Raw genomic sequence first — 26094 nt, 5'->3', positions numbered from 1 at the left:
GGAAACCAGCGAAAAGGAGAGCCAAATGCCCATCACCGTGACCGCGCCCGAAGGCGTGCTGACCGAAGCCGGAGAACGCGAGATCCTGCCGCGTCTCAGCGCCGCCCTCATCGAAGCCTCTGGCGCCACCGGCAATGCGTTCTTCACCGCGATCGTCGGCGGCACGGTCCACGTCCTGCCGCTGCACCGCATCTATGCCGGTGGCGCCAATCGCCCGGTCGTCATGGTCGAGCTGAAGCTGCCCAACGTCGGCCTGGCTTCAATCGAAGCCCGCAATGCCTTCATCACCGCGGCCGCCGGGATTGTCGGCGAGCTCTGCGTGCCCGGCCACCGGCCTGAAAACACCTGGATCAACATCGTCAATGCGCCTGACGGCGGCTGGGGCATCGGCAGCAGGCAATATTCAGGCGAGGCGCTTGTCGCTGCCGCAATAGCCGCAGCGCAATGACTTGGCGGCTGCGATGACAGGAGTGGACCGATGCGGCTCTCCCCTTCGCTGTTCTTCACCACCAATTGCGAGCCGGCACTGGCCTTCTACGAAAAGTGCGGTCTTGGCCGGGCAACAATCCTGCTGCGCTGGGGCGACAACCACATGCCGGTGCGAACCGAAGCCATGCGCGGAAAGGTGCTTCATGCGCGGTTCGAAGGTCAGGGCGTGCTGTTCCATGCCTCGGACAATGATGATGCGGAGCCGATGAAAGGCTCCGCCCTTTGTCTGGAATTCGACAGCCTGCCCGCCATGCAGGAGCTCTTCGGCCGCATGAGTACGGGCGGCCGGATCACCGTGCCCCTGGCGCGGCAATATTGGGGAACCAGCTTCGGCATGCTGGTCGACGCTTTTGGCGTGCAATGGATGTTCAGCTGTCTCAACGAATGAAGTGTAGCCCGGATCACGATCTTCTTACCCGGAATGGAACCTGTCCCACGCAGCGCCGCATTGCTGACGTGCTGCGCTGGCTTCATGGTGGCGTCCGGACCAAGTCCGCGGAGGTTCTCATGCGTCCAGGGATGGCAATCGCGCTGCTTTGGCTGATCTGGCTGGTGTCGTGGCTTGCTGCCGCCCTCTGGGCCGACCCGGCGCAAAAGCGCGCCGGGTTTCAGGCCGAGGCACCCTACCGGGTGATGATGGTGCTCGGCACGATGCTGCTCTTCATTCCGCCACATGACTATGTCGGATGGCTTCGCCTGTGGGCCCCGAACCTCGCCGAGGCCTGGATCTGCGTCGCGCTGATCGCCAGTGGTCTCGCCTTCTGCTGGTGGGCGCGCCTGCATCTCGGCCGATTGTGGTCAGGCACTGTCACCGCCAAGGCCGAGCACCGTGTCGTCGACACCGGCCCGTACGGCTTCGTCCGCCACCCGATCTACACAGGACTGCTTTTGGCCATCCTTGCCACCATGGCGGCGAAGGGCACGGTCTGGGGTGTTGTCGGCGCCGTCCTGCTGACCATCGGCATCGTGATGAAGGCAAGACTGGAGGAGCGCTTTCTGCGCCGCGAACTCGGCACCGCCTATGACGACTACGCCAGGCGCATCCCGATGCTGGTCCCATTCGCACCAGCCTGACACGGCAGTTGAACGCCAGCTCGCGCCTCAGCTCGACTTCTTTGCCGCACTGCTTTGCTGGAAATGTTGGACGGCGCCGTCAATCTGAACCCAATCATGTTTCGACCGCTCGAAAACCGATCTGACAGGGGGCGGGTGTTTTGGGTCCGCCAGCGCACCGACTGCAACGCCGATCAGCGCCGGCAGATTGTCGGCCTTCCAATAGACCGTCGATCCGCAGTTTGGACAAAAGTAGGTGTGGACCTTGCCACCGCTTGCCGCATCGCGGGTGAACTCTTTCGCAGTTCCAGAGATGGCAACAGTGTCGACCGGGTAAAAGGCGCCGACGCTGAACGGCGCGCCGGTTCTGCGTTGGCAGTCGAGACAATGACAGGCGACGACCAGTTTTGACGGTCCAGGAAGCGCAAGCGTGAGAGCGCCGCAATTGCATCGGGCATCAGTCATTGGAAAACCTCCTTTGTTGAAGCGAGATCGCATGGATTCAAACTGAGACACTCTCCGACACGGGGGGTGTCGAGAGTCAGGTCAGGCTGAGGGGGAGCAGGATGACGGGCGCGAAGCCACCGGGGGCCGGAACGGAGGCATGTGACTGCCGGAAGCGCAGGACGCCGCCGTTCGTGGCCGGCTGATAATCGAATGCCCTTGTCTAGAGCATTCTCAGAAGCGCGCCACCGATAGAATATCCCGCGCCAAACGCGCAGATCAAGCCGAAATCGCCGGGCTTCATGTCGGCATGGTTCTCCGACAGCGCAACGATGGCGCCGGCGCCCGCCGTGTTGCCCAGCCGTTCCAGCACCATCGGCGCGCGGTCGTGGTCGACCTCGTGGCCGAACGACAGTTTCAGGATCATGGCGTTCATGCGCGCATTGGCCTGATGCAGCCAGAAGCGCCTGACCGCCTGCGGCGTCAGCCCGTGCTCGGCCAGGAATTCGACGATGAACTTCTGCCCGGCGACGGTGACTTCCTTGAACACCTTGTTGCCGACCTGCTTGATCAGATTGCCTTCCAGATTGATCATGTAGGGATCATCCTGGGCGGTGCGGGTGTGGTAGCCCAGATTGGTGCGGATGTTGTTCGACATTTGCGTCCAGATGCGTGTGTCCAGCACCTCGAAACGCCCCGGCCGTTTGTCGCCCTGCGCCAGCCCCTCCACCACCATCGACACCGAGGCATCGCCGAAGATGAAATGCGTCTGCCGATCGCGGAAATTGAGATGCCCGGTGATGATTTCTGGCGTCGTCACCAGAATGCGCTTGTGCGCGCCCGAGCGCACCAAATTAACCGCCATGTGAAGGGCGGCCGCCGCGGAAGAGCAGCCAAGTCCCATGTCGAAGCCGGCGCCCTTGGTGCCCAGCGCCTCCTGCATTTCGATGGCGATCGCCGGATAGGGCCGCTGGTGATGCGAGGCCGAGCAGATCACCAGGTCGACATCGGACGGCTTCAGCCCGGCATGGTCGAGCGCTTTCCTCGCCGAGGCGATGCCGAACTCGGCCTCGAGCGACAGCGCGTCGTCGGGCCGTACCGGAATGCGCGGCGCCATCCGGGTCGGGTCGAGAATGCCTTCGCGCTCGATCACATGGCGGGTGCGCACGCCCGAGGCGTGGACGATGAAGTCGCTGTCCGATTTCGCCAGTGGCGGCTCGTCGCTGCCCTGGCGGCGCGCATTCTCCATGTCGACCCAGGCATTGAAGCTGGTGACCAGTTCTTCATTGGTGATCGTGGGTTCAGGGATTTCAACGCCGATGCCGCTGATGATGACGCGATGCATGTCCAGTCCGTCCCATCCGCAGGCGTTGCGGCTTCATGTGGGCGCCGGAACGCTCCGGCGCAACACTTTTCTCACTGAGGCGGTTTACGCCAACTTAAGCCCGGTTCACCAGGCGCAGAGCTTGGTGTTGGTCTGCGGATTGTTCCAGCAGGCGCCATCATCGCGGCTGCGCACGAACTGCCCCGGCAACGGTATGTTGCGGCGGCCGAGATTGACATAGCCATAGGCAAAGCCCGGCCCGTCGATCTCGAGCACATAGGTCGGGTAGCCCGGCGCTGAGATGCGGAAGCTGCCCGCATCATCGATCGCGCGATAGCTGCACGGGAAATAACCGTCATCGCTGGTGAAGCAGCGCGCTCGCTTGGCCTCCGCCGCGATCGAGAATGCCAGAAGTGCCGCCGCGCACACGCCGCCGAAGAGCACCGTTTTCAGTGTCATCATCCACCCCCTGCCACGCGGGCCACCGCGATCCCAACGTGATGACATGCGCACGGCGGTGAAACCGGGTCAAGCGGCCACAATCGGCGCTATGCAACGTGGATAATCAGGCCCGCTTGGCGACGATGAAAATGCGCGGAAAGCGCAAAAGTACCTTGCCGTTCGCCGTCCTGGGATAGACCTTGGCGATCTTGGCCGTGTAGCTGCCGAGGAACATTTCGCGCTCGTCCGCCTCGAGCGGTTCGAGGAACGGTTTCAAGCCGGTCGCCTTCACCCATTCGACGATCGCCTCGGCGTCGGCAAGCGGGTGGTTGTAGACGGTGTGCCAGATGTCCAGCCGATCGCTGAGCGGCGACAGGAGGTCATAATAGAACGACACGGGCGGCAACGGCGCGCGCGCCGCGTCCTTGAGCCTGTCGGCAAATGGCATCTCGGCGGCGGTTTCCCGCATCAGGCGGTGAGAGTCCTCGCCCATATTGTCGGGCATCTGGATGGCGAGCGCGCCGCCTGGAGCGAGAAAACCCATCAGCCGCTGGAAGACCGCCGGATGCTCCGGCAGCCACTGGAACACCGCATTGGCGAAGATCACGTCGACCGGCTCGGCCGGTTGCCATTTGGAGGCGTCTGCCAGGTCAAAGGTGATGTCAGGCAGCCGCGCCCTCGCCTTCTCGATCATGTCGGGCGACGTGTCGAAACCGCTCACTCGCGCATTCGGCCAGCGCTCGACAAGCAGCTCGGTCGAGTTGCCCGGCCCGCAGCCGATGTCGACGACCCGGCGCGGGAAGTCCACCGGCACTTGTGCTACGAGATCACGCGCGGGTCGCGTGCGCTCGTCCTCGAACTTCAGATATTGGGCGGCGGACCAATCGGCCATGTGAGCTCCTCATGTCGTTTTGAGAATTCGCCGCCCGAAAAACCCCTTACCGCGTCAGCCTCTTGTAGGTCATGCGGTGCGGATTGACCGCATCCGGCCCGAGCCGTCGGATCTTGTCCTGTTCGTAATCCTCGAAATTGCCCTCGAACCATTCGACATGGCTGTCGCCCTCGAAGGCGAGAATGTGCGTCGCCAGGCGATCGAGGAACATGCGATCGTGCGAGATGATGACCGCGCAGCCGCCGAAGTTTTCCAGCGCGTCCTCAAGCGCCGCCAGCGTTTCCGTATCAAGATCGTTGGTCGGTTCGTCGAGCAGCAGCACGTTGCCGCCGGTCTTCAGCATCTTTGCCAGGTGCACGCGGTTGCGCTGGCCGCCGGACAGGTTGCCGACCTTCTGCTGCTGGTCGCCGCCACGGAAGTTGAACGACGCGCAATAGGCGCGCGTGTTGGCCTCGAACTTGCCGAGCTTGACCACTTCGGCGCCGCCGGAAATCTCTTCCCAGACCGTCTTTGACGGATCGAGCGCATCGCGGCTCTGGTCGACATAGCCGAGCTTGACCGTCTCGCCGATGCGGACCGTGCCGGCATCCGGCTTTTCCTGGCCGGTGATCATGCGGAACAGTGTCGTCTTGCCGGCGCCGTTCGGGCCGATGACGCCGACGATGCCGCCGGGCGGCAGTTTGAATTCCAGGCCATCGATCAGCAGCGTGTCGCCAAAGCCCTTCGACAGGCCGTCGACCTCGATCACCACATTGCCGAGCCGCTCGCCATGCGGGATGACGATCTGGGTATCGGTAGGCCGCCGCTTGTCGGCCGCATCCAGAAGATCCTGGAAGGCCTGGATACGCGCCTTGGACTTGGTCTGGCGGGCCTTGGGGCTCGACTGGATCCATTCGCGCTCGCGGCCGATGGCGCGCTGGCGGGCGTCGTCCTCGCGGCCTTCCTGCTTGAGCCGCTTGGCCTTGGCTTCCAGGTACTTGGTGTAGTTGCCCTCATAGGGAATGCCGCGGCCGCGGTCGAGCTCAAGGATCCAGCCGGTGACATTGTCGAGGAAGTAGCGATCGTGGGTGATGATCATCACGGCGCCCGGATAGGCGCGCAGATGTTTTTCCAGCCACGCCGTGGTCTCGGCGTCGAGATGGTTGGTCGGTTCGTCGAGCAGCAAAAGGTCAGGCTGGCGCAGCAAGAGCTGGCAGAGCGCGACGCGGCGGCGCTCGCCGCCCGACAGCTTGGTGACGTCGGCCTCCTTGGGCGGGCAGCCCAGCGCTTCCATCGCCATCTCGACCTGCTGTTCAAGGTCCCACAGGTTCAGCCGGTCCATCTCGTCCTGGAGCTTGGCCGACTCGTCGGCCGTCTCGTCGGAATAGTTCATCATCAGTTCGTTGTAGCGTTCGATGATGGCGGTCTTGGCGGCGACGCCCTCCATGATGTTCTCGAACACGGTCTTCTTCGGATCGAGCGCCGGCTCCTGCGCCAGGTAGCCGACGGTGGCGCCTTCGGCGAGCCACGCTTCGCCGTTCCACTCCTTGTCGAGCCCGGCCATGATCTTGAGGATCGTCGATTTGCCGGCGCCGTTGGGGCCGAGAATGCCGATCTTGGCATCCGGATAGAAGGACAGATGGATGTTCTCGAGCACCTTCTTGGTGCCATAGGCCTTGTTGAGGCCGGCCATGTGATAGATGAACTGGCGTGCCACGCGCGCTTTCCCTGAAAAAACTGACTGGCCCAGAGAAACTGACTGGATTTGTCAAATTGAATGGAGGTTGGCCGCTATGTAGGCGATGCGGCGGCGAACGGCAATCGCTTTTGCCGCATAGAGCCGGTCACACGCGGAAGTGTCCGCCAATCGCTGAAGTTTTCCACCGGTCACCGGCGCGCTGAAAGCTCCGGTTAACCCTTCCGCGTCAAAACAGGATCGGCGTGGAATCGCTGGTTTGCGATTTCAGCAGAAAGATCGGATCGACGGCGTTGCTGAACAGTTTCCTGCTCCTTGCCGAAGCGGTCGTCTACTTCAGCGTCATGGTGACGCTTTTCCGCTTCAGGAAACGCATTGGCCTCGGCGTCTTCGTCTGCGCGCTCGGCGTCATGCACTTCCTCGAGACCTACCTCGCCAGCGTCTTCTACGTCGCCTTGCCGTTCGGCATGGTCTCACCGGGCTCGGCGGTGCTGTTTTCGGGCAAGCTGGTGATGCTGTTGCTGCTCTATATGAAGGAGGACGCCGCCACCGTCCGTCAGCCGATCTATGGCCTGCTGCTCGGCAATGCGCTGATGATCGGGCTGGTGCTGCTCCTTCGCCTGCACGACATCGCCGCGCTTCCCGACGGCAGGCTGCCCGACATCGGCTTCATCGACGAGATGGGCTGGCTGATGGTGTGGGGCACGACGCTGCTCGTCATCGACGCCATCCTGATCATCCTGCTCTATGAAAAGCTCGGGCGTTACCTGCGCAAGGCACAGTTCGTGCGCATCCTGATTTCGGTCGCCTGCGTGCTCACCTTCGACCAGGCCGGGTTCTTCACCGCGCTGCATTTTGTCGCCGGCGCGCCGATTGCGGTCTTTTTCGGCGGCTGGTTCGCCAAGATGGCCGCCGCGCTGACCTTCAGCACCATGCTCGTGGCCTATCTCAGATGGTTCGAGGAGCGCCAGATCGCGGCGCCGCGCGGCCTGACCGACATCTTCGACACGCTGACCTATCGCGAGCGCTATGAAGCGCTGGTCGAACATGTCGGCCGTGATGGACTGACCGGCCTGCTGCACAGGGGGCGCTTCGACAGCGACGGTGAAGCAGCCGTTCAGGTCAGCCTGCGCACGGCCAGGCCGCTTAGCCTGCTGATCATCGATGTCGACCATTTCAAATCGATCAACGACCGTTTCGGCCATGCCGAAGGCGACAAGGTGCTGAAAGCCGTTGCAACCCTGCTCGGCGAAGCGGCAAGCGCCGAAGACCAGGTGTTCCGGATCGGCGGCGAGGAATTCGCCATCCTCAGTTCGCGTCCGCACTCGGTCGCCAGGCTGTTTGGCGAAAGCATCCGCTACGCCGTCAAGGCCTCCGCCACCACCAGCCGCTTCGACCTGACCGTTAGCGCCGGCGTTTCCAGCGTCAGCGAAACGACGCGCTGCCTTGCCGACCTGTTCGCGCTTGCCGACCAGCGCCTATACAAGGCCAAGTCGACCGGGCGCGACCGCGTCGTCGGCGAGCCGGGCGGCCACGAGGCCGACACAGCCATTGCGTGGACCAAATCCGCTCAAAGCTAAAGCACGAAAAGTGGAATCCGGTTTTCGGATAAGATCGTGCTTGAGCTATGCGCTTACGGCGACTTTTTCTGCCGCCGAATGCCGGCCACCGTGGAGACCGCCATCAGCGCGATCGCCAGCCATTTCAGTGCGGTGATGACCGGCCCGGCTGCCCCGTCGCCGGGTGCGGAAACCAGCGCCGCACGCACCGCCTAGCTGGCCACCAGCACAGCCGAAAGGCGCATCGAGACCGGCAGGCCAAGCCCGATGATGAGGAAGGCGCAGCGGCCAGCAGCAGCGAAAACTTCAGCGCGCTGGTTTCCGCCGGCACGGGAAACAGCACTGTCGCCAACGGCAGGAAAACGCCGAAAATGCCGAGCGCCGCAAGAATGATGAAGATCACCGCATTGACGATGGTGAACAGCTGGTAGGTGCCGGCACCGATCGGCTCGGAGAGTGTCCGCATCCGCGCCCACTCGGCGTCGGCATAGGAAAAGCCCGGCCATTCCATGCGGCCGTCACTGATGGCGACCATTCCCCTGGCCCAGAAAGCCAGCCGCGCCAGCGCGCCGCTCGTCATGCCATCCATTGCGACCCCCGCCCGAATGATGCGCGATGCAAGACAGCACCACGACGCGGCAAAGCGACAGTCGGGCGTCTCCGTTCGGCAGGTGCTTACTGGAATCCGATCGCGTCGACGGTTCCCGTCGGGCAGCCGGCCTTGTTGGTCGGCACCGAAGCCAGCAACAGGTCCTTGAGCGAGCTGTCGGGGCCGATCGGGCCGGCAAGGCCAAGCGTCAGTTCGCCGATCAGCCGCCTGCCGCTTGACGGATCGATGACGCAGGAGACGCGGACACGATCCCCGGCCCCAGTGCCGAAGGCGCTGTCGAAGGCGCCGCGGATCTGGTCCGCCGTCAGCTTCCCGCCAATGTTCTTGGCAAAGAGATCGCGCACCGGCGAACTGTTCACCGCGCGCATCAAATTGAGCGCGTCGGAAAAATAGTCCTGCTGGCTCTTGCCGTAGCAGGTGCCGTGCTTGATCCACTCATGCTGCTCGAGATGGGAAGCGGTCCCCGGCATCACCTGATCGAGTTCCGTGCGGGTGTTGGTATCCAAATTGACCGGCGGCAGGTCCTTCCAGTGGGCCGGATTGTCGTTGGCCTTTTCGGCTGCCGTCGCCTGGCAATAGAAATTGCCGTTCGGCTGCGGCCACAGCCCGTGCAAGGTGAAATGCGTCGCGTCGAAATCGCCAGCGCTCTGCGCCTTGCATTCGGTCTTGCTCGACTTGGTCTCGCAAAAGGCCGGCTGCCAGCTCAGCGCGAAAACATATTCGGGCTTGCCCGACGCCGCCGGCTTGCCTTGCCCGCCAGGTGCTGCCGGCACCGTCGCGGCGCTGCTGCCGGAGACATGGCCACAACTGACCTTAACCCAGCGGCGCTCCGGGTCGGCGCCCGGCACCAGGATCAGATAATGCGTCGGCGCATCCTTGTTGCCGGCAAGCAGCTGGTAGCTCTGTCCGGCATCGGTCGAGACATTGCCGGGGTTCTTGCCGTTCTTGATGGCTTGCGTCGCCGGACAGGCCGCATCGGCAACAAACGTACCGCTCATCTTGACGTCGGCATGCGCCGCACTGGCCAGCGACGCCGCCAGCATGGCCAATCCGAAAACGACACCAATGCGCATAAGAAATCCCCGGCTGAGAAGTGGGCGACAGACTGAAGCTGTCTCCATGTCAGAATTGCGATATTTTGCTGGCCAAACGCAAGAAACATCGTCGCGGAAAAGCAGGCAGGGCGGATTGACGCACAACCGGCGCCGGCGCAAACAAAGCCGGCGCCACGATGGCGGTCAGAACCTGGAGACCGAGCCGCATGTCTTTCAGCCAGCAGCGCGTGGTTCGCTCGCCGACGGGTGCCGATCTCAATCTCTTCGTCAGGCAGGCCGATGGCCGGCCGCGTGCCGTCGTCCAGATCAACCATGGACTGGCCGAGCACGCCGCGCGCTATGCCCGGTTCGCCGATTTTCTCTCCCCGCGTGGCTTCCATGTCTATGTCCACGATCATCGCGGCCATGGCGCGACCAAGGCGCCCGACGCGCCGCTCGGCAGGTTCGCCGACAAGGACGGCCCCGCCAAGGTGATCGCCGATGTCGACGCCATTCATGATCTCATCGCCAGCGAAAAGGCGGACCTGCCGGTCATCCTTTTCGGCCATTCGATGGGTGCGTCCGTGGCGCTGAACTTCCTTTTGCGCCACTCGCCGCGCGTTCATGCGGCCGCGATCTGGAACGGCGATTTCTCTCAAGGCCTGCTCGGCCAGCTGGCCTTGGGCATTCTCGGCTGGGAGAGGATGCGGCTGGGCTCGGATGTCCCATCGCGCCTGCTGCCGAAACTCACCTTCCAGGCCTGGGGCAAGGCGGTGCCCAACCACCGCACACTGTTCGACTGGCTGTCGCGCGACGAGGCGGAAGTGGCGAAATACATCGCCGATCCGCTGTGCGGCTGGGATGCCTCGGTGTCGATGTGGCGCGACGTCGTCGGCATGGCGCTCACCGGCGGCAAGGATGCCGGCTTTGCCGGCATCAGGCGCGACCTCCCCGTCGGCATTGTTGGTGGCGAAAAGGACCCCGCATCGGATTACGGCAAAGGGATCACCCACCTTGCCAATCGCATGCGCAAGATGGGCTTTTCGAATCTCGTTTCAAAGGTTTACGCCGACACCCGCCACGAAAGCCTGAACGAGGTGAACCGCGACATCATCATGGACGATTTCGCTGCCTGGGCCGACGGTGTGCTGAAATCATAACCCGGCCGGCACGTTGGCCCATTGCAAGGGCCGTGACAGCCATCGCCGGGCTTGATAGAGGCTCTGCTTGCGATCAACACGGTGATTTATGACTGAGCCCCCGCTGAAAGGCGTCCGCGTCGTCGAACTCGCCCGCATCCTTGCGGGACCTTGGGCAGGGCAATTGCTTGCCGATCTGGGCGCCGATGTCATCAAGGTCGAAAGCCCCGATGGCGGCGACGACACCCGCAAATGGGGCCCGCCCTTCGTCATGGGCAAGGACGGCGAGAACCTGTCGGCCGCCTACTATCATTCCTGCAATCGCGGCAAGCGCTCCATCGCCATCGACTTCTCGACGCCGGAGGGCGCCGAGACCGTGCGCCGGCTGGTCGCGACGTCGGATGTGCTGATCGAGAATTTCAAGCTCGGCGGCCTGAAGAAATACGGCCTCGACTTCGACAGCCTGCGCAAGATCAACCCCCGCCTCGTCTATTGCTCGATCACCGGCTTCGGCCAGGATGGGCCCTACGCGCCACGCGCCGGCTACGACTTCATCATCCAGGCCATGGCCGGCATGATGTCGATCACCGGTGAGGTCGGCCGCGAGCCGCAAAAGGCCGGCGTCGCCATCTCCGACATCTTCACCGGCCTCTATTCGGTCATCGCCATCCAGGCGGCGCTTCGCCATGCCGAACAGACCGGCCAAGGCCAGCACATCGACATGGCGCTCTTCGACACCCAGATCTCGGCGCTCGGCAACCAGAACCTGAACTATCTCGTTTCCGGCAAGTCACCGGTACAGATGGGCAATGCGCATATGAACATCGCCCCTTATGAGGTGGTGCCGGTCAGGGACGGCCACATCATCCTGGCCGTCGGCAATGACGGCCAGTTCGCCAAGTTCTGTGCCGCCGTCGGGCTGGACGATTTGCCTGCAAATCCCGATTTCGCCACCAACCCCGCGCGGGTCGCCAACCGGGCCAGGCTGCGCGAACACGTGATCGAGGCGCTGAAGGCTTTTGACCGCGACCCGCTGCTGGCAAAGCTGGAAGTGGCCGGCGTGCCGGCGAGCCCGATCAACACGATCGGCCAGATGTTCGCCGATCCGCAGACCATCTCGCGCGGCATGCGGCTCGACCTCGACGACGGCCATGGCAATCTTCTGCCGTCGGTGCGCGCACCGATGGTCATGTCTGGCACGCCGCTTGTCTATGAGCGCCCCTCGCCGCGCCTGGGTGAGCACACGCAAGAAATCCTTGCCGAACTGGAGAAGTCTGGACAATGAAGACCGGCGGACAACTGATCGTCGACGCGCTCGAAGCCAACGGCACCGACCGCATCTATTGCGTGCCCGGCGAATCCTACCTCGCTGTGCTCGACGCGCTGCATGACTCGCCCATCCGCACCATCGTCTGCCGCCAGGAAGGCGGTGCCGCGATGATGGCCGACTGCCAGGGACGGCTGACCGGCAAGCCCGGCATCTGCTTCGTCACCCGCGGCCCCGGCGCCACCAACGCCTCTGCCGGCATCCACATCGCCATGCAGGATTCGGTTCCCGTCATCCTGTTCATCGGCCAGGTCGCCAGCCACGCCAAGGAGCGCGAGGCCTTTCAGGAGGTCGATTACGTCAGGTTCTTCGGCGATATCGCCAAATGGGTGGTCGAGATCGACGATGCCTCGCGCATCCCGGAATTCGTCACCCGCGCCTTCGCGGTGGCAACGTCAGGCAGGCCCGGCCCCGTGGTCATCTCACTGCCCGAGGACATGCTGACCAGCGAGGTCGAGGCGCCGGAAGCCCTTCCGTATACGCCGGTGGAGACGCATCCCGGCGAAGCTGAGCTCGATGCGCTGGAAATGCTGCTCGCCGGCGCGAAGCGCCCGTTCGTCATCCTTGGCGGGACGCGCTGGGACGAGGAAGCCGTGGCGCGGATGCGCACGATCGCCGAAGCGTGGTCGCTCCCCGTCGGCTGCTCTTTCCGCCGCCAGATGTTGTTCGACCATCTTCATCCCAATTATGCCGGCGATGTCGGCATCGGCATCAACCCGAAGCTGGCGGCCGGGATCAAGCAGGCCGATGTCGTGCTTCTGATCGGCGGCCGCATGGGGGAAATGCCGTCTTCCGACTACACGCTGCTGAAAAGCCCATATCCCGACCAGGCTCTGGTGCATGTCCATGCCGATGCCGGCGAGCTCGGCCGCGTCTATCGCCCGACGCTGGCGATCAACGCCTCGCCATCCGCTTTCGTCACGGCATTCGCGAAACGCAAGCCGGCCGGCGCCCATGCCTGGGCGGACGAAACGGCGAAGCTGCATGCGGCCTATCTCGAATGGTCTACGCCACCCCAGACCGGCCCCGGCGCCGTCCAGATGGGGCCGATCATGGACTATCTGGAAAAGGCGCTGCCGGACGACGCCATCCTGACCAACGGCGCCGGCAACTACGCCACCTGGGTGCATCGCTTCTACCGCTCCCGCCGCTTCGGCACGCAGGCCGCGCCCACCTCGGGCTCGATGGGCTACGGCACTCCGGCCGCGGTCGCCGCAAAGGCGCTCTATCCGGACCGCGATGTGATTGCCTTTGCCGGTGACGGCTGCTTCCTGATGAACGGACAGGAATTCGCCACCGCCGTGCAGTACGACCTGCCGATCATCGTGATCATCGTCAACAACGGCATCTACGGCACCATCCGCATGCACCAGGAGCGCGAATATCCCGGCCGCGTCGTGGCCACTGATCTCAAAAACCCGGACTTTGCGGCCTTGGCCCGCGCCTATGGCGGCCATGGCGAAACGGTCGAGAAGACGGCGGATTTCGCCCCCGCCTTCGAGCGTGCCCGCGCCAGCGGCAAGCCGGCGATCGTCGAGATCAGGCTCGACCCCGAGGCGATCACGCCGACCCGGACGATGACCCAGATCCGCGACAAGGCATAAGCCAACGGCATAGGTCGAACACGTCCCCTCTATCCCGCTTGGACAGAGGGGACGCTGTCCCGCAAATCTCGCGTTGATACAGCCACAGTCGCCCTCGGGGCGACGTTACCCTACTTCGCCTTTTCGATCTGGCCGCGGATCTCGCCGTCCTTGTTGGCGGCGGTGTGGACGTTGACATAATATTTGCCGGCCTCAAGGTCGGCCGCCTGGGCATCGGTCAACGTCTCCGATCCCTTGATCGGGCTTTTCAGCTTTTTGAACGGGATGACGGGTCCAGCGTTTTCACCCATCGCCGCCGGGCCGTGAATGTGCGCGGCCGTCGCCGGCCCGCTGAGGCCGGAATATTTGACGTTCCAGCTAAGCTTCTTCTTGGCCGTGTCGAACGTGAGAGTGGCCGTGCCTTTGCCCTTCGTGGTGACCGGCGGGTTCTGCTGACCGCCATCGAGCGCCGCGGTGAACTTTTCCATGTCGGCTAGGGCTGGCGAGGCAAGGAAGATAGAAGCAGAGACGGCAAGCGCCGAAACGATCGGCGAAAGGGAATGCATGCGCATTTTGGAAACCTCCGTTGGATGTGACACCCCTGCGGCCCCCCGCGCACGGATGCACAAGCACAACGGTCGGCCGGCCAAAAGTATCCTTGGCGCACGTATATGTGATGACCGATGAAGAGAGAGGCGTTGGCCGCCCTCCTGCGATTATCCGCCTCAACGCCGGCTGATCAACCAGGACCGTGCTTCTGCCTCGCTGCCGAGACGATCCGGCGACGGTTCAGACGGCGGCCAGTGCTTGCGTCAGGTCGGCGATCAGATCGTCCGGGTGCTCGACACCGATCGACAGCCTGACCGTGGTCTCCAGCACGCCGATACGTTGGCGCACGTCGAAGGGAATGCCCGAATGGGTCATGGCCGCGGGGTGGCTGGCAAGCGACTCCGTTCCGCCAAGGCTCACCGCCAGCTTGAAGATCTGCAGTCCGTTGAGGAAGGCGAAAGCCGCCTGCTGCCCGCCCCTGATATCGAAGGAGAAGGTCGAGCCGGCACCGCTGCACTGCGCCCTGTAGGTGCGGCCGGCTGACGTGTCCTCGCCCAGGAACGGCAGATAATGCACTTTCTCGACCTTGGCATGATCGCGCAGGAATTCGGCGACCAGGCGTGCATTGTCGTTGGCCCGCTCCATGCGGATCGACAGCGTCTCCAGCGAGCGGCCGAGCATCCAGCAGGAGTGCGGGTCGAGCTGCGTGCCGATTGCGCCGCGCAGCGCCTTGATCGGCTTGGTGACCCCCTTGCTGCCCATGGCGGCACCCGCGATCAGGTCGGAATGGCCGCCGACATATTTGGTCAGCGAATAGACGGACACATCGGCGCCATGTTCGATCGGCCTCTGGAACACCGGTCCGAGCAGCGTGTTGTCGCAGACGATGATCGGCGTCGCCCCTTGGCCGGCGCCGATCTCGTCGGCGATCTTGCGCATCAGCGCGATGTCGACCAGGCTGTTGGTCGGATTTGATGGCGTCTCGATCAGGATGACCGAGACCCGGCCCTTCGCGACTGCAGCGTCGGCCGCTGCGCGCACCGCCGTCTCGTCGACGCCATCCGCGAAGCCGACAGCACCAATGCCAAAGCCGGAAAGCGTGCGCGTCAAAAGCGTCTCGGTGCCGCCATAAAGCGGCTGCGAATGCAGGATGACGTCGCCCGGCCGGGCATAGGCGAGCAGTGTCGTTGCGATCGCCGACATGCCGGACGAAAACAGGATGCAGGCATCCGTCCCCTCGTAGATCGCCAGCCGGTCCTCGACGATTTCGCTGTTGGGGTGGTTGAAGCGCGAATAGACCAGGCCAGACGCCGTGCCGCTCGGCGGCTCCTTGCGGCCGGAGGTATAGTCGAAGAAGTCGCGTCCCTCTTCCGCCGATTTGAACACGAAGGTCGAGGTCAGGAACACCGGCGGCTTGACCGCGCCCTCCGAAAGCTGCGGATCGAAGCCGTAGCTCAGCATCAGCGTCTCCGGGTGAAGCTTGTGGTTGCCGATATGGGTTTTCGACGGGCGCGGCGCGGTCATGGCTTTTTCCTGCTTTTCGAGGAGTGTTCGCGGCAATTTATGCGATCCTGATCAGCCAGTCCTTGCTATTTTTAGGCTCGCATGGCTGCATCATCGCAACAAATTGCCTGGAGAGGCCGATAGTGCAGCAGAAGATAGCCGATGATTTCGACCGCAGGATTCTGCGTGAACTGCAGGCCGACGCCCGCATCACCAACAACGAGCTTGCCGAGCGGATCGGCCTGTCGCCGTCGCCGTGCCTGAGGCGGGTGCGGCGGCTGGAGGAGACCGGCGTTATCAGAGGCTACACCACGCTGGTCGATCCGGTCGCCTTCGGCTGGAGCATGGTCGCCATCGCCACCGTTCGGCTCAGCCGCCAGAACGAGGACGAGATCGTCATGTTCGAAGACGCGATCCGCGGCTGGGAAGAGGTGCTGGAATGCCATCTCGTCACCGGTTCGCGCGACTATGTGCTGAAGGTGGTGACAGGCAGCCTCGAACAGTACGAGCGCTTCATCAAGGAAAAGATCGCGCGGCTGAAATGCGTCGCCTCGATCGAGACCAGCTTCGTCATGAACACCATAAAGGAACGGCGCCTCTGACAGAGGCGCCGTTTTCTCAATATCAGGATGTTGCCGGCTAAGCTTACTTGACCGCCTTGTCGGTGATGGCGGTGGTGTAGGCGCCGGTCGGCTCCTTGGTGATGATCTTCTGGTCGAGCAGCGCCTTGGCGGTGCGCTCGTAGGTCGCCGGGTCGAGCTTGCCGTCGGCATTGTCGATCAGCTTGGCGATTTCGCTCATCATGCGCTTCTGGTGGTTCTCGTCCTGGCCGCCACCGTCCATGACGATGCCTGCCGCTTCGTCATTGTTGTCGATGGCGTATTTCCAGCCCTTCATCGAGGCCCGTACGAAACGCACCATCTTGTCTTCGAAGGCCGGATCCTTGAGCTTGTCTTCAGACGCGTAGAGCCCGTCCTCGAGCAGGTCGTTGCCCATCGCCGAATAGTTGAACACGGTCAGCTGTTCCGGCTTGTAGCCGGCGTCGATCAGCTGCCAGTACTCATTGTAGGTCATGACCGAGATGCAATCCGCCTGCTTCTGGATCAGCGGCTGCACGTCAAAGCTCTGCTTGAGCACGGTGACGCCGTCCGGGCCGCCATCGGTCTTCAGGCCAAGCTTGTTCATCCAGGCGTAGAACGGATATTCGTTGCCGAAGAACCAGACGCCGAGCGTGTGGCCCTTGAAGTCGGCTTCGGTCTTGATCGGCCCGTCCTTCGGGCAAACCAGCTCCATGCCGGCCTTCTTGAACGGCTGGGCGATGTTGACCAGCGGCACGCCCTTTTCGCGGGCGGCCAGCGCACCGCCCATCCAGTCGACGATGACGTCGGCGCCGCCGCCGGCGATCACCTGCTCGGGCGCGATGTCGGGGCCGCCCGGCTTGATATCGACGTCGAGACCCTCGGCTTCATAGAAACCCTTGGCCTTGGCGACATAGTAGCCGGCAAACTGGGCCTGCGTGACCCATTTCAGCTGCAACGTCACCTTGTCGGCGGCCATCGCCTGGAACGCGGCAAGCGACATCGCGCCGGCCAGAACAGGAATAATCAGTCTTTTCATCTTTTTACCCTCTGAAGTTAGGACCCTTAAACCCACCGCCCCTATCCACCACGGACAGAGGGATGCCAAAACGTGACGGCTCTTTCGACAAGAGCGACCACGCCATAAAAGACCGAACCCGCAAGTGCTGCAACTGCGATTTCGGCCCAGACCATGTCGATGTTCATCCGTCCGACCTCGGTCGAAATGCGGAAGCCCATGCCGACCACAGGCGTGCCGAAGAACTCGGCGACGATGGCGCCGATCAGCGCCAGCGTCGAGTTGATCTTCAGCGCGTTGAAGATGAAGGGCGCGGCTGCCGGCAGCCGGAGCTTCAGCAGCGTCTGCCAATAGCCCGAGGCATAGGTGCGCATCAGGTCGCGCTCCATGTGGCCGGAGGCGGCAAGCCCGGCGACGGTGTTCACCAGCATCGGGAAGAAGGTCATGATGATGACCACCGCCGCCTTGGACTGCCAGTCGAAGCCGAACCACATGACCATGATCGGGGCGACGCCGATGATCGGCAGCGCCGAGACCATATTGCCGATCGGCAAGAGCCCGCGGCGCAGGAACGGCACGCGATCGGCGAGGATGGCGGTGATGAAGCCGGCGCCGCTGCCCACGACATAACCGAAGATCACCGCCTTGAAGATGGTCTGCCGGACATCGGCGCCGAGCACCGGCAGCGAACTGGCGACGCGCGCGCCGATGGCGCTTGGCGGCGGCAAAAGGATGAAGGGGATGCCGGCGCCGCGCGTCACCGCTTCCCAGAGGATCAGGATCCAGGCGCCGAAGATGGCGGGGATGATCAGGCGCAGCGCGCTCCGGGCCGAGCTCGCCATCGGGTGAAGCCCCGACAGAACGGCGACGCAGCGCCAGCCAAGCAACCAGGCAGCCGTGAGCAGCAGAAAGTACGGCGCCAGTGCCGCGGCTTCAAAACCGGATATGCCCGAGATCAGCAGCCAGGCGACGAGGTGGGCGCCGACAAACAGCACCACCGCTTCCGCAAGAGGCGGAATCCTGATCATCGAGATCAGCGCCGCAAGCATGGCCAGGCCGAACATCAAGCCCTTCGTTCCGAGATAAGGGTAGTTGAAGCTGGCTGCCGGGTCGGCAAGCGCTGCCGCTTCCGGCTTCGACATCGCGCCGAGCGCCACCGCGATCAGGCACAGCAGGATGGCGAGCACTGCTTGCCAGGAGGGTTTCAGCCAGTTCATGCCGGCCTCCCGCCCATGGCGCGGTCGACGATGCGCCCGGCTATGCCGACCACCATGACCAGAAGTGCGGCCACCACCGAACCGGCGACCAGCGCCGACCAGATGTCGATGGACTGGCTGTAATAGGCGCCTGCCAAAAGCTTGGCGCCGATGCCGGCGACCGCACCGGTCGGCAGTTCGCCGACGATGGCGCCGACGAGGCTCGCCGCCACCGCCACCTTCATCGAGGTGAACAGGAACGGCACCGAGGCCGGCACGCGCAACTTCCAGAAGGTCTGCGTGCGGCTGGCATTGTAGGTGTGCATCAGGTCGAGATGCATGATTTCGGGCGAGCGCAGCCCCTTCACCATGCCGACCGTCACCGGGAAGAACGACAGATAGGTCGAGATCATCGCCTTCGGGATGAGGCCGGTGATGCCGATTGCCGCCAGCACGACGATGATCATCGGCGCCACCGCCAGGATAGGAATGGTCTGCGAGGCGATGATCCACGGCATCAGGCTGCGGTCGAGCGTCGCCACATGCACGATGCCGACAGCGATGACAATGCCGAGCGCCGTGCCGAAAGCGAAACCGAGCAGCGTCGACGACAGCGTGACCCAGGCATTGTAGACGAGGCTGCGGTTCGAAGTGATGCTGCGCAGGAAGGTGTTCTCGAAGAAATTCACCGCCACCTGGTGCGGAGCCGGCAGCGTCGGCTTCGGCTGCGACAGCGTCTTGCCGATGAATTCGCTCAAGCCAGGTGTTTCACCGGCGCGGTGGTCGAGGTCGCGCTGGAACGGCGTGTTGAGGATGACGGCGAAAACATACCAGAGCACGACCACGCCAGCGAGGATCGAGGTCACGGGAACGAGCTTGTCGCGGAAGGTGTCCATCTAGCAGCCCTCGCCGGAGGTGGGGACACCTGCATACTCGCGCTTCGTCATCCTAGGGCGAAGCAAGGAGCGAAGCGACGCGGCGCAGACCCTAGGATCCATGCCGTTACTCGGCCGCTCAGCAACGGTGCGGAACACGGCTTGCCTCGCAGACATTCTGAACCGCTTACGCCTTTCGGCCGACGTCGCGGCATGGATCCTAGGGTCTGCGCACGCCGCTTCGCGGGTGCTCCGCCCTAGGATGACGAAGGGATGGTTGGCCGCCCCCCCATGAGACGAAGACACCTCGTGAAGCAGCGGTGCAAGCCTGTTACGAACCACCTCAATCATCGTAGCTGTGCCCAGCCCGCAGCCCGTCGCGGACGCGCGCCGCGATCGCCAGGAATTCCGGCGTCTCGCGGATGTCGAGCGGCCGCTCCTTGGGCAGCGTCGACTCGATGACATCGCTGACGCGGCCCGGGCGCGGCGACATGACGACGATGCGCGTCGACAGATAGACTGCTTCCGGAATGGAGTGGGTGACGAAGCAGATGGTCTTGTTGGTCCGCCCCCACAACTCCAGCAATTGCTCGTTGAGGTGGTCGCGCACGATCTCGTCCAGCGCACCGAACGGCTCGTCCATCAACAGAAGGTCGGCGTCGAAGGCCAGCGCGCGCGCGATCGAGGCGCGCTGCTGCATGCCGCCAGAAAGCTGCCAGGGATATTTCTTCTCGAAACCGGACAGGTTGACGAGGTCGAGCGTGCGCTTGATCCGCTCCGCCTGTTCCGCCTTGGACAGGCCCATGATCTCCAGCGGCAACCCGACATTGCGCTCGATGGTGCGCCACGGAAACAAAGCGGCGGCCTGGAAGACATAGCCGTAGGCGCGTTTCTCGCGCGCCTGTTCGGGCGTCATGCCGTTGACCGAGATCGTCCCCGAGGTCGGCTTCTCCAGGTCGGCGATGACGCGCAGCAAAGTGGTCTTGCCGCAGCCCGATGGCCCAATGAAGGAAACGAACTCCCCCTTGCCGATGGTCAGGTCGACATTTGACAGCGCTTGCACCGGCCCGTCATTGGTCTGGAAGGTCAGTCCGAGTTTGCTTGCCGCGACCACGGCTGGCGAAATCCCCGTCATCGCTTGCCGCCTGCCCGCTCCCGCCACTGAGGCGCCGGCTGGAATCCGATTGCTTTTATCGCGATGTTGTTTTCCACTCGCCCTGTCCCATTGACTTTGTCCCACTCAAATCGACGCCCGGAGTTTCCCCGATGTCGCCCACTTGTCATCTTATCCGCCCTGAAAGCACTTATGAAGGCAAGCAGGGATTGACGTACTTCGCCGGCATCGCTGCTGAAACCGTCGGCTCCTCCGGCATCTGCATGCATATGCTCACCATGCCGCCCGGCGCCCGCGCCAAGGCACATATGCACGAGAGCCATGAAACGGCGATCTACGTGCTCTCTGGCGAAGTCCATACCTGGTACGGCGACCGGCTGGAGCATCATATCGTCGTCAAGGCCGGCGACCTCTTCTACATTCCGGCCGGCGTGCCGCATCTGCCGGCCAATCTGAGTGGCGCCCCGTCTTCCGCTGTCATCGCCCGCACCGATCCCAACGAGCAGGAAAGCGTTGTCCTGCTGCCGGAACTGGATGCACTGGTCGCCTGAAGCCGGCAGCGCTGATGGGAACTTGCGCGTCATCGGCACCGGGACACTTCCCCGTAGACAGTGCCATCCTCATCTGCGATCACCAGCTTCTTGGCGTTCTTGGGGCTGCGCTTGATGGTGAACTGTATCGGCGACTGACCATCCTCGCCTTCCGCCTCGCACATTGACTTGACCACCAGCGAACCGTCGGCCTGCGTCTTCTTCTCGGTGAAGGTGCAGGCGCTGGCCGCGGTGACAAATTCCTTGTCGTTCAGCAGCAGCATGTCCTCGGCATAGACTTGCTGGCCGTTCTTGTTGATGCAGCCGGACTTGTTGCCATAAGGCTTGGACAGATCGATGCCTGCCGCCGAAGCCTGACCGGCCGCCAGCACGAGAACCATCGCGACAGACAGACCAGAACCACGCATGCTCTTCCCCCAATGCCCAATGTCACGAACATGATTGCAGAGGCCCCATCTCCTCAAGGCCGGGAATGGTGACGAAGAAACCATCCTCTCCCCTGTTGGTGACCACAACGGTCTCGATCGTCGTCCCCGGCTCGCCCTCGGCGGAACAGGTCGAAGTCAGCGATTGTACACCCGGCACCGGCGTCAATTGCCGCGCGAACCGGCAGCCGCTGCCATAGGTTTCGATGCCCTCGGCGGTCAACACGACATAGGCATCGCTGTCCTGATAGCCGGCCTTGACGCCGGCACAGCCGACGTCATTGCCCCAGGAGCCGGCGAGCACGCCGCTCGCCGCAGCCGGATCGGCGACTGCTACGACCAAGACCAGCAAAATGAGCGCACCCGAACGCGCCAAGCTCAGACCCCGGTCGCCGGGATGCCGGTGCGTTCGACCTTGCGCGGCGCGGTGATGTCCTTCCACGTCGACAGCGCCCGGTTGACCGCCGTATTCGGCTCGCGGGCGACGAACTCGCCGTGCCCTGGCTTGGCCTTGACCTCGGCCTCCTGGATCGACAGTTCGCCGCGCGAGAATACGAAGCGCGGCAGGCCGGTCACCTCGAACCCTTCGAAGACATTGTAGTCGATGACAGATTGCTGCTTCTTGGCCGAGATCTTCTTCTTGCGCTTCGGATCCCAGACGACGATGTCGGCGTCGGCACCTTCGACGATGGCGCCCTTCTTCGGGTACATGTTGAGGATCTTGGCGATGTTGGTCGAGGTCACCGCGACGAACTCGTTCATCGTCAGCCGGCCGGTGTTGACGCCCGTCGTCCACAGCACCGGCATTCGGTCTTCGAGCCCGCCGGTGCCGTTCGGGATCTTGGTGAAATCGCCGACGCCGTTGCGTTTCTGCTTGGTGGTGAAGGCGCAATGGTCGGTCGCCACCACCTGCAGCGATCCCGCCTGCAGGCCGGCCCACAGCGAATCCTGGTGCAGCTTGTTGCGGAAGGGCGGGCTCATGACGCGACGCGCCGCGTGATCCCAATCCTTATCGAAATACTCGCTCTCGTCGAGCGTCAGGTGCTGGATCAGCGGCTCGCCGAACACCCGCATGCCCTTCTGGCGGGCCCGGCGGATCGCCTCGTGGCTCTGCTCGCAGGAGACATGCACGACATAGAGCGGCACGCCGGCCATGTCGGCGATCATGATGGCGCGGTTGGTCGCCTCGCCTTCCACTTCCGGCGGCCGCGAATAGGCATGGCCCTCGGGGCCGTTGTTGCCGGCAGCCAGCAGCTTCTGCGACAGGGCCGCAACCACGTCGCCATTCTCGGCATGCACCAGCGGCAGCGCGCCGAGATCGGCGCAGCGCTGGAACGACGCGTACATCTCGTCGTCGTCGACCATCAGCGCGCCCTTGTAGGCCATGAAGTGCTTGAACGAGGTGATGCCCTTGTCGACGACCGTGGCCATCTCGTCGAACACCTGCTTGCCCCACCAGGTGATCGCCATGTGGAAGGAATAGTCGCAGGATGCTTTGGAGGTCTTGTTGTCCCACATCTGCAAGGCTTCGAGCAGCGACTGCTGCGGCGCCGGCAGGCAGAAATCGACCACCATCGTGGTGCCGCCGGCAAGCGCCGCCCGCGTGCCGGATTCGAAATCATCGGCCGAATAGGTGCCCATGAACGGCATTTCGAGATGGGTGTGCGGGTCGATGCCGCCCGGCATCACATAGCAGCCGGTGGCGTCGAACTCGTGGTCGCCATGCAGGTCCGAACCGATGGCAACGATCTTGCCGTGCTTGACCAGCACATCCGCCTTCCACGTTCGGTCGGCGGTGACGATGGTGCCGTTCTTGATGACTTTGGTCATTGTCTTGTTCCCTTGTTCTCTTCGCGCTTCTTTGCGAGCGGCGTTTGGAATACGGATTTGTAAGCTCACTCCACGATGACAGCCGTCTCCACCACAGCATGGAACAGGACGTCGGCGCCGGCCGCCGCCCATTCCTTGGAGATGTCCTCGGCCTCGTTATGGCTGAGACCATCGACGCAAGGGCACATCACCATCGCGGTGGGCGCCACGCGGTTGATCCAGCACGCATCATGGCCGGCGCCTGAGACGATGTTACGGTGCGAATAGCCGAGGCGTTCGGCCGCATCGCGGATCGCCTTGACGCAGCCGGCATCGAAGGTGACCGGGTCGAAGGCGCCGACCTGCTCGATCTTGTACTGGATGTCGAGCGCCTCGCAGATCGTGTCGATGCCTTCGCGGACGCGGCCGTCCATCGCGTCCAGCACTTCCTTCTCGGGCGAACGGATGTCGATGGTGAAGACGGTGTGGCCGGCGATGATGTTGCGCGAGTTGGGAAACACCTCCATGTGGCCGACCGCGCCGACGGCGTCGGGCTGGTAGTCCATGGCGATCTCGTGCACCAGTTCGATCACCCGCGCCATGCCGAGCCCGGCATTGCGGCGCTTTGGCATCGGCGTCGAACCGGTATGCGCCTCCTTGCCGGTCAGTGTCACCTGCAGCCACTTGAGTCCTTGCCCGTGGGTGACGACACCGATGTCGATGCCCTCGTCATCGAGGATCGGTCCCTGCTCGATATGCAATTCGAAAAAGGCATGGATCTTGCGGTCGCCGACCTTCTCGGTGCCCTTCCAGCCGATGCGTTCGAGCTCCTCGCCGAATTTCTTGCCCTGTTTGTCGACATGTTCGTAGACATCGGCCTGATCCAGCACGCCGGCGAACACGCCGGACGCCATCATCGCCGGGGCAAAGCGTGTGCCTTCCTCGTTCGTCCAGTTGGTGACGACGATCGGGTGCCTGGTCTTGATGCCGAGGTCGTTGAGCGAGCGCACCACTTCAAGCCCGCCGAGCACGCCGAGCACGCCGTCATACTTGCCGCCGGTCGGCTGCGTATCGAGATGACTGCCGACATAGACCGGCGGCAGGCTGGGGTCTGTACCTTCGCGGCGGGCAAACATCGTGCCCATCTCGTCGACGCCCATTTCGAGCCCGGCCGCATCGCACCAGCGCTTGAACAGATGCCGGCCCTCGCCATCCTCGTCGGTTACGGTCTGGCGATTGTTGCCGCCGGCAATGCCGGGGCCGATCTTCGCCATTTCCATTATCGAATCCCACAAACGGTCTGAATTGATTCGCAGATTCTCGCCGGGCGCGGCCATTCCAAGTCCTCTCATTTCATGTCCTGGGCGGACGGCGGTTCCCGCCACCACCCGTCCAGGTAAAGCAGATTCAGTCTATCGAGCGCAGCACATCCCGCACGTGGTCGATCAATTCATTGATCTGGCCCTTGGTGATGATCAGCGGCGGCGACAGCGCGATGATGTCGCCCGTGGTGCGGATCAGCGCGCCGCGCTCGAACGCCTTGACGAAGGCCGAGAAGGCACGCTTGGTCGGCTGGCCCGCGATCGGCGCCAGCTCGATCGCGCCGATCAGGCCGATGTTCCGGATATCGATGACGTTCGGTTCGCCCTTCAGCGAATGCAGCGCGTCTTCCCAGTACGGCGCCAGTTCCTCGCCACGGGTCAGCAGGCCCTCTTCCTTGTAGGTATCGAGCGTGCCCAAAGCCGCCGCGCAGGCGATCGGGTTGCCAGAATAGGTGTAGCCGTGGAAGAACTCGATCATATGTTCTGGGCCAGTCATGAAGGCGTCGTGGATTTCCTTCTTCACGAACACCGCGCCCATCGGGATGACGCCGTTGGAGACGCCCTTGGCAGTGGTCATGATGTCGGGCGTGACGCCGAAATAGTCGGCCGCGAACGGCGTGCCGAGACGGCCGAAGCCGGTGATGACCTCGTCGAAGATCAACAGGATGCCGTGCTTGGTGCAGATCTCGCGCAGCTTCTGCAGGTAACCCTTGGGCGGCAGGATGACGCCGGTGGAGCCGGCGACCGGCTCGACGATGACGGCGGCGATGGTCGAGGCGTCATGCAGGGCGACGATGCGCTCCAGCTCGTTGGCGAGTTCCGCCCCATGCTCCGGCACGCCCTTCGAGAACGCATTCTTCTCCGGCAGATGGGTGTGCGGCATGTGGTCGACGCCACCGAGCAGCGTGCCGAACATCTTGCGGTTGCTGACGATGCCGCCGACCGAGATGCCGCCGAAATTGACGCCGTGATAGCCGCGTTCGCGACCGATCAGGCGGGTGCGCGAGCCCTCACCCTTGGCACGGTGATAGGCTATCGCCATCTTCAGTGCGGTGTCGACCGATTCCGAGCCGGAGTTGGTGAAGAACACGTGGTCCATGCCCTTCGGCGCGATGTCGACCAGGCGGTTCGCCAGTTCGAAGACAATCGGATGGCCCATCTGGAAGGCCGGAGCATAGTCGAGTTCCGCCGCCTGGTGCTGGATGGCTTCGGTGATCTTCGGCCGGCAGTGGCCGGCATTGACGCACCAGAGGCCGGCGGTGCCGTCGAGCACCTTGCGGCCATCGCTGGTCGTGTAATGCATGTCCTTGGCGGACACCATCATGCGCGGGGCCTGTTTGAACTGCCGGTTTGCCGTGAACGGCATCCAGAATGCGCTGAGATCGTTCGGCGTGACTTTCAGCCGGTTGGACATGACCAAGACTTCCCCTTGTAACCTTGTTTCGGTGCGCCCAACGCTTGGTCTTTGCCGCGTTTTCATGCTACGCAAATTTTTGACCGATTGGACAAACGTTAGCACCGCCCTGTCGGCGGTCAAGGGATTACTAGCGGAAATGCGGCACCTGAAGTGCGTTCCACAGGCCA

At 63.3% G+C, this 26094-nt stretch carries 27 protein-coding genes; 9 read left to right on the top strand and 18 right to left on the bottom strand.

Annotated elements, in window-relative coordinates; translation table 11 throughout:
• Window positions 1-25 precede the first annotated feature (25 nt).
• From ACFSQT_RS37470 to ACFSQT_RS37460, 3 genes are all read left to right on the top strand, one after another.
• Entirely contained in the window at window positions 26-448 is a 423-nt protein-coding gene (locus ACFSQT_RS37470) for a tautomerase family protein (protein ID WP_379027048.1), read from the top strand.
• A gap of 30 nt (window positions 449-478) precedes the next feature.
• The gene (locus ACFSQT_RS37465; RefSeq protein ID WP_379027047.1) at window positions 479-877 is read left to right on the top strand and encodes a VOC family protein; all 399 of its coding nucleotides are present in this window, start codon (window positions 479-481) and stop codon (window positions 875-877) included.
• Window positions 878-996: 119 nt separating this feature from the next.
• A complete protein-coding gene (locus ACFSQT_RS37460) occupies window positions 997-1563 on the top strand; it encodes a methyltransferase family protein (protein ID WP_379027046.1) in 567 nt (188 codons plus the stop codon).
• Between the two features lie 27 nt (window positions 1564-1590).
• On the opposite strand, the gene ACFSQT_RS37455 is transcribed toward ACFSQT_RS37460, so the two are convergent.
• From ACFSQT_RS37455 to ettA, 5 genes are all read right to left on the bottom strand, one after another.
• Window positions 1591-2007 carry a GFA family protein gene (locus tag ACFSQT_RS37455; RefSeq protein ID WP_379027045.1) on the bottom strand — a complete coding sequence of 139 codons (417 nt, stop codon included), beginning with the start codon at window positions 2005-2007 and terminating at the stop codon, window positions 1591-1593.
• 202 nt (window positions 2008-2209) lie between these two features.
• Window positions 2210-3331 (bottom strand): beta-ketoacyl-ACP synthase III, encoded by a 1122-nt coding sequence (locus ACFSQT_RS37450; RefSeq protein WP_379027044.1) that lies wholly within the window; start codon window positions 3329-3331, stop codon window positions 2210-2212.
• A 105-nt stretch (window positions 3332-3436) separates the two neighbouring features.
• On the bottom strand, window positions 3437-3772 hold the full coding sequence (locus ACFSQT_RS37445) for a hypothetical protein (RefSeq protein ID WP_379027043.1): 336 nt from the start codon (window positions 3770-3772) through the stop codon (window positions 3437-3439).
• A gap of 103 nt (window positions 3773-3875) precedes the next feature.
• Window positions 3876-4643: a trans-aconitate 2-methyltransferase gene (gene tam / locus ACFSQT_RS37440; RefSeq protein ID WP_379027042.1), complete on the bottom strand. Its 768-nt coding sequence runs from the start codon at window positions 4641-4643 to the stop codon at window positions 3876-3878.
• Window positions 4644-4689: 46 nt separating this feature from the next.
• Window positions 4690-6339, bottom strand: a complete 1650-nt coding sequence (ettA, locus tag ACFSQT_RS37435; protein ID WP_379027041.1) for an energy-dependent translational throttle protein EttA — start codon at window positions 6337-6339, stop codon at window positions 4690-4692.
• Window positions 6340-6611: 272 nt separating this feature from the next.
• Between ettA and ACFSQT_RS37430 the strand changes: the two genes are divergently transcribed.
• On the top strand, window positions 6612-7898 hold the full coding sequence (locus ACFSQT_RS37430; protein WP_379027083.1) for a GGDEF domain-containing protein: 1287 nt from the start codon (window positions 6612-6614) through the stop codon (window positions 7896-7898).
• A 124-nt stretch (window positions 7899-8022) separates the two neighbouring features.
• Here the strand turns inward: ACFSQT_RS37430 and ACFSQT_RS37425 are convergent, their stop codons facing one another.
• Both ACFSQT_RS37425 and ACFSQT_RS37420 read right to left on the bottom strand, forming a co-directional pair.
• Window positions 8023-8466 carry a hypothetical protein gene (locus ACFSQT_RS37425; protein WP_379027040.1) on the bottom strand — a complete coding sequence of 148 codons (444 nt, stop codon included), beginning with the start codon at window positions 8464-8466 and terminating at the stop codon, window positions 8023-8025.
• 86 nt (window positions 8467-8552) lie between these two features.
• A complete protein-coding gene (locus tag ACFSQT_RS37420) occupies window positions 8553-9560 on the bottom strand; it encodes a ribonuclease T2 family protein (protein WP_379027039.1) in 1008 nt (335 codons plus the stop codon).
• 188 nt (window positions 9561-9748) lie between these two features.
• Here ACFSQT_RS37420 and ACFSQT_RS37415 point away from each other — a divergent pair, with 188 nt between their 5' ends.
• The 3 genes from ACFSQT_RS37415 to ACFSQT_RS37405 all read left to right on the top strand — a co-directional run bounded on the left by ACFSQT_RS37415 (window position 9749) and on the right by ACFSQT_RS37405 (window position 13591).
• Complete coding sequence (locus ACFSQT_RS37415) at window positions 9749-10681, top strand: alpha/beta fold hydrolase (protein WP_379027038.1); 933 nt, start codon at window positions 9749-9751, stop codon at window positions 10679-10681.
• A gap of 88 nt (window positions 10682-10769) precedes the next feature.
• Window positions 10770-11945, top strand: coding sequence for a CaiB/BaiF CoA transferase family protein (locus ACFSQT_RS37410; RefSeq protein WP_379027037.1), 1176 nt, complete (start codon window positions 10770-10772; stop codon window positions 11943-11945).
• A complete protein-coding gene (locus tag ACFSQT_RS37405) occupies window positions 11942-13591 on the top strand; it encodes a thiamine pyrophosphate-binding protein (RefSeq protein WP_379027036.1) in 1650 nt (549 codons plus the stop codon). The genes ACFSQT_RS37410 and ACFSQT_RS37405 overlap by 4 nt, the downstream gene beginning before the upstream one ends.
• Window positions 13592-13701: 110 nt before the next feature.
• Here ACFSQT_RS37405 and ACFSQT_RS37400 read toward each other — a convergent pair whose 3' ends face one another.
• Both ACFSQT_RS37400 and ACFSQT_RS37395 read right to left on the bottom strand, forming a co-directional pair.
• Window positions 13702-14142 (bottom strand): CHRD domain-containing protein, encoded by a 441-nt coding sequence (locus ACFSQT_RS37400; protein ID WP_379027035.1) that lies wholly within the window; start codon window positions 14140-14142, stop codon window positions 13702-13704.
• Window positions 14143-14359: 217 nt separating this feature from the next.
• Window positions 14360-15643, bottom strand: coding sequence for a cystathionine gamma-synthase family protein (locus ACFSQT_RS37395; protein ID WP_379027034.1), 1284 nt, complete (start codon window positions 15641-15643; stop codon window positions 14360-14362).
• Between the two features lie 122 nt (window positions 15644-15765).
• Here ACFSQT_RS37395 and ACFSQT_RS37390 point away from each other — a divergent pair, with 122 nt between their 5' ends.
• Window positions 15766-16224, top strand: a complete 459-nt coding sequence (locus ACFSQT_RS37390) for an Lrp/AsnC family transcriptional regulator (RefSeq protein ID WP_379027033.1) — start codon at window positions 15766-15768, stop codon at window positions 16222-16224.
• Window positions 16225-16267: 43 nt separating this feature from the next.
• Here the strand turns inward: ACFSQT_RS37390 and ACFSQT_RS37385 are convergent, their stop codons facing one another.
• From ACFSQT_RS37385 to ACFSQT_RS37370, 4 genes are all read right to left on the bottom strand, one after another.
• Window positions 16268-17239: an ABC transporter substrate-binding protein gene (locus ACFSQT_RS37385; RefSeq protein ID WP_379027032.1), complete on the bottom strand. Its 972-nt coding sequence runs from the start codon at window positions 17237-17239 to the stop codon at window positions 16268-16270.
• Window positions 17240-17280: 41 nt separating this feature from the next.
• Complete coding sequence (locus ACFSQT_RS37380) at window positions 17281-18435, bottom strand: ABC transporter permease (protein WP_379027031.1); 1155 nt, start codon at window positions 18433-18435, stop codon at window positions 17281-17283.
• Complete coding sequence (locus tag ACFSQT_RS37375; RefSeq protein WP_379027030.1) at window positions 18432-19310, bottom strand: ABC transporter permease; 879 nt, start codon at window positions 19308-19310, stop codon at window positions 18432-18434. The genes ACFSQT_RS37380 and ACFSQT_RS37375 overlap by 4 nt, the downstream gene beginning before the upstream one ends.
• A gap of 322 nt (window positions 19311-19632) precedes the next feature.
• Window positions 19633-20424: an ABC transporter ATP-binding protein gene (locus ACFSQT_RS37370; protein WP_379027029.1), complete on the bottom strand. Its 792-nt coding sequence runs from the start codon at window positions 20422-20424 to the stop codon at window positions 19633-19635.
• 131 nt (window positions 20425-20555) lie between these two features.
• Here ACFSQT_RS37370 and ACFSQT_RS37365 point away from each other — a divergent pair, with 131 nt between their 5' ends.
• Window positions 20556-20954: a cupin domain-containing protein gene (locus ACFSQT_RS37365; protein ID WP_379027028.1), complete on the top strand. Its 399-nt coding sequence runs from the start codon at window positions 20556-20558 to the stop codon at window positions 20952-20954.
• Window positions 20955-20983: 29 nt separating this feature from the next.
• Here the strand turns inward: ACFSQT_RS37365 and ACFSQT_RS37360 are convergent, their stop codons facing one another.
• From ACFSQT_RS37360 to aptA, 5 genes are all read right to left on the bottom strand, one after another.
• Window positions 20984-21361: a hypothetical protein gene (locus tag ACFSQT_RS37360; RefSeq protein ID WP_379027027.1), complete on the bottom strand. Its 378-nt coding sequence runs from the start codon at window positions 21359-21361 to the stop codon at window positions 20984-20986.
• Between the two features lie 22 nt (window positions 21362-21383).
• Window positions 21384-21755, bottom strand: coding sequence for a hypothetical protein (locus ACFSQT_RS37355; protein WP_379027026.1), 372 nt, complete (start codon window positions 21753-21755; stop codon window positions 21384-21386).
• A gap of 2 nt (window positions 21756-21757) precedes the next feature.
• Window positions 21758-23209, bottom strand: a complete 1452-nt coding sequence (gene hydA, locus ACFSQT_RS37350) for a dihydropyrimidinase (protein ID WP_379027025.1) — start codon at window positions 23207-23209, stop codon at window positions 21758-21760.
• A 65-nt stretch (window positions 23210-23274) separates the two neighbouring features.
• Window positions 23275-24525, bottom strand: coding sequence for a Zn-dependent hydrolase (locus tag ACFSQT_RS37345; RefSeq protein WP_379027082.1), 1251 nt, complete (start codon window positions 24523-24525; stop codon window positions 23275-23277).
• Between the two features lie 70 nt (window positions 24526-24595).
• Window positions 24596-25924, bottom strand: coding sequence for an omega-aminotransferase AptA (gene aptA / locus ACFSQT_RS37340; protein WP_379027024.1), 1329 nt, complete (start codon window positions 25922-25924; stop codon window positions 24596-24598).
• Between the last annotated feature and the right edge of the window lie 170 nt (window positions 25925-26094).

The organism is Mesorhizobium calcicola, from assembly GCF_042682105.1.
GTDB lineage: Bacteria > Pseudomonadota > Alphaproteobacteria > Rhizobiales > Rhizobiaceae > Mesorhizobium > Mesorhizobium calcicola.
Note: the sequence above shows the minus strand (reverse complement) of the source record. Positions and strands in the feature narration are given on the sequence as shown.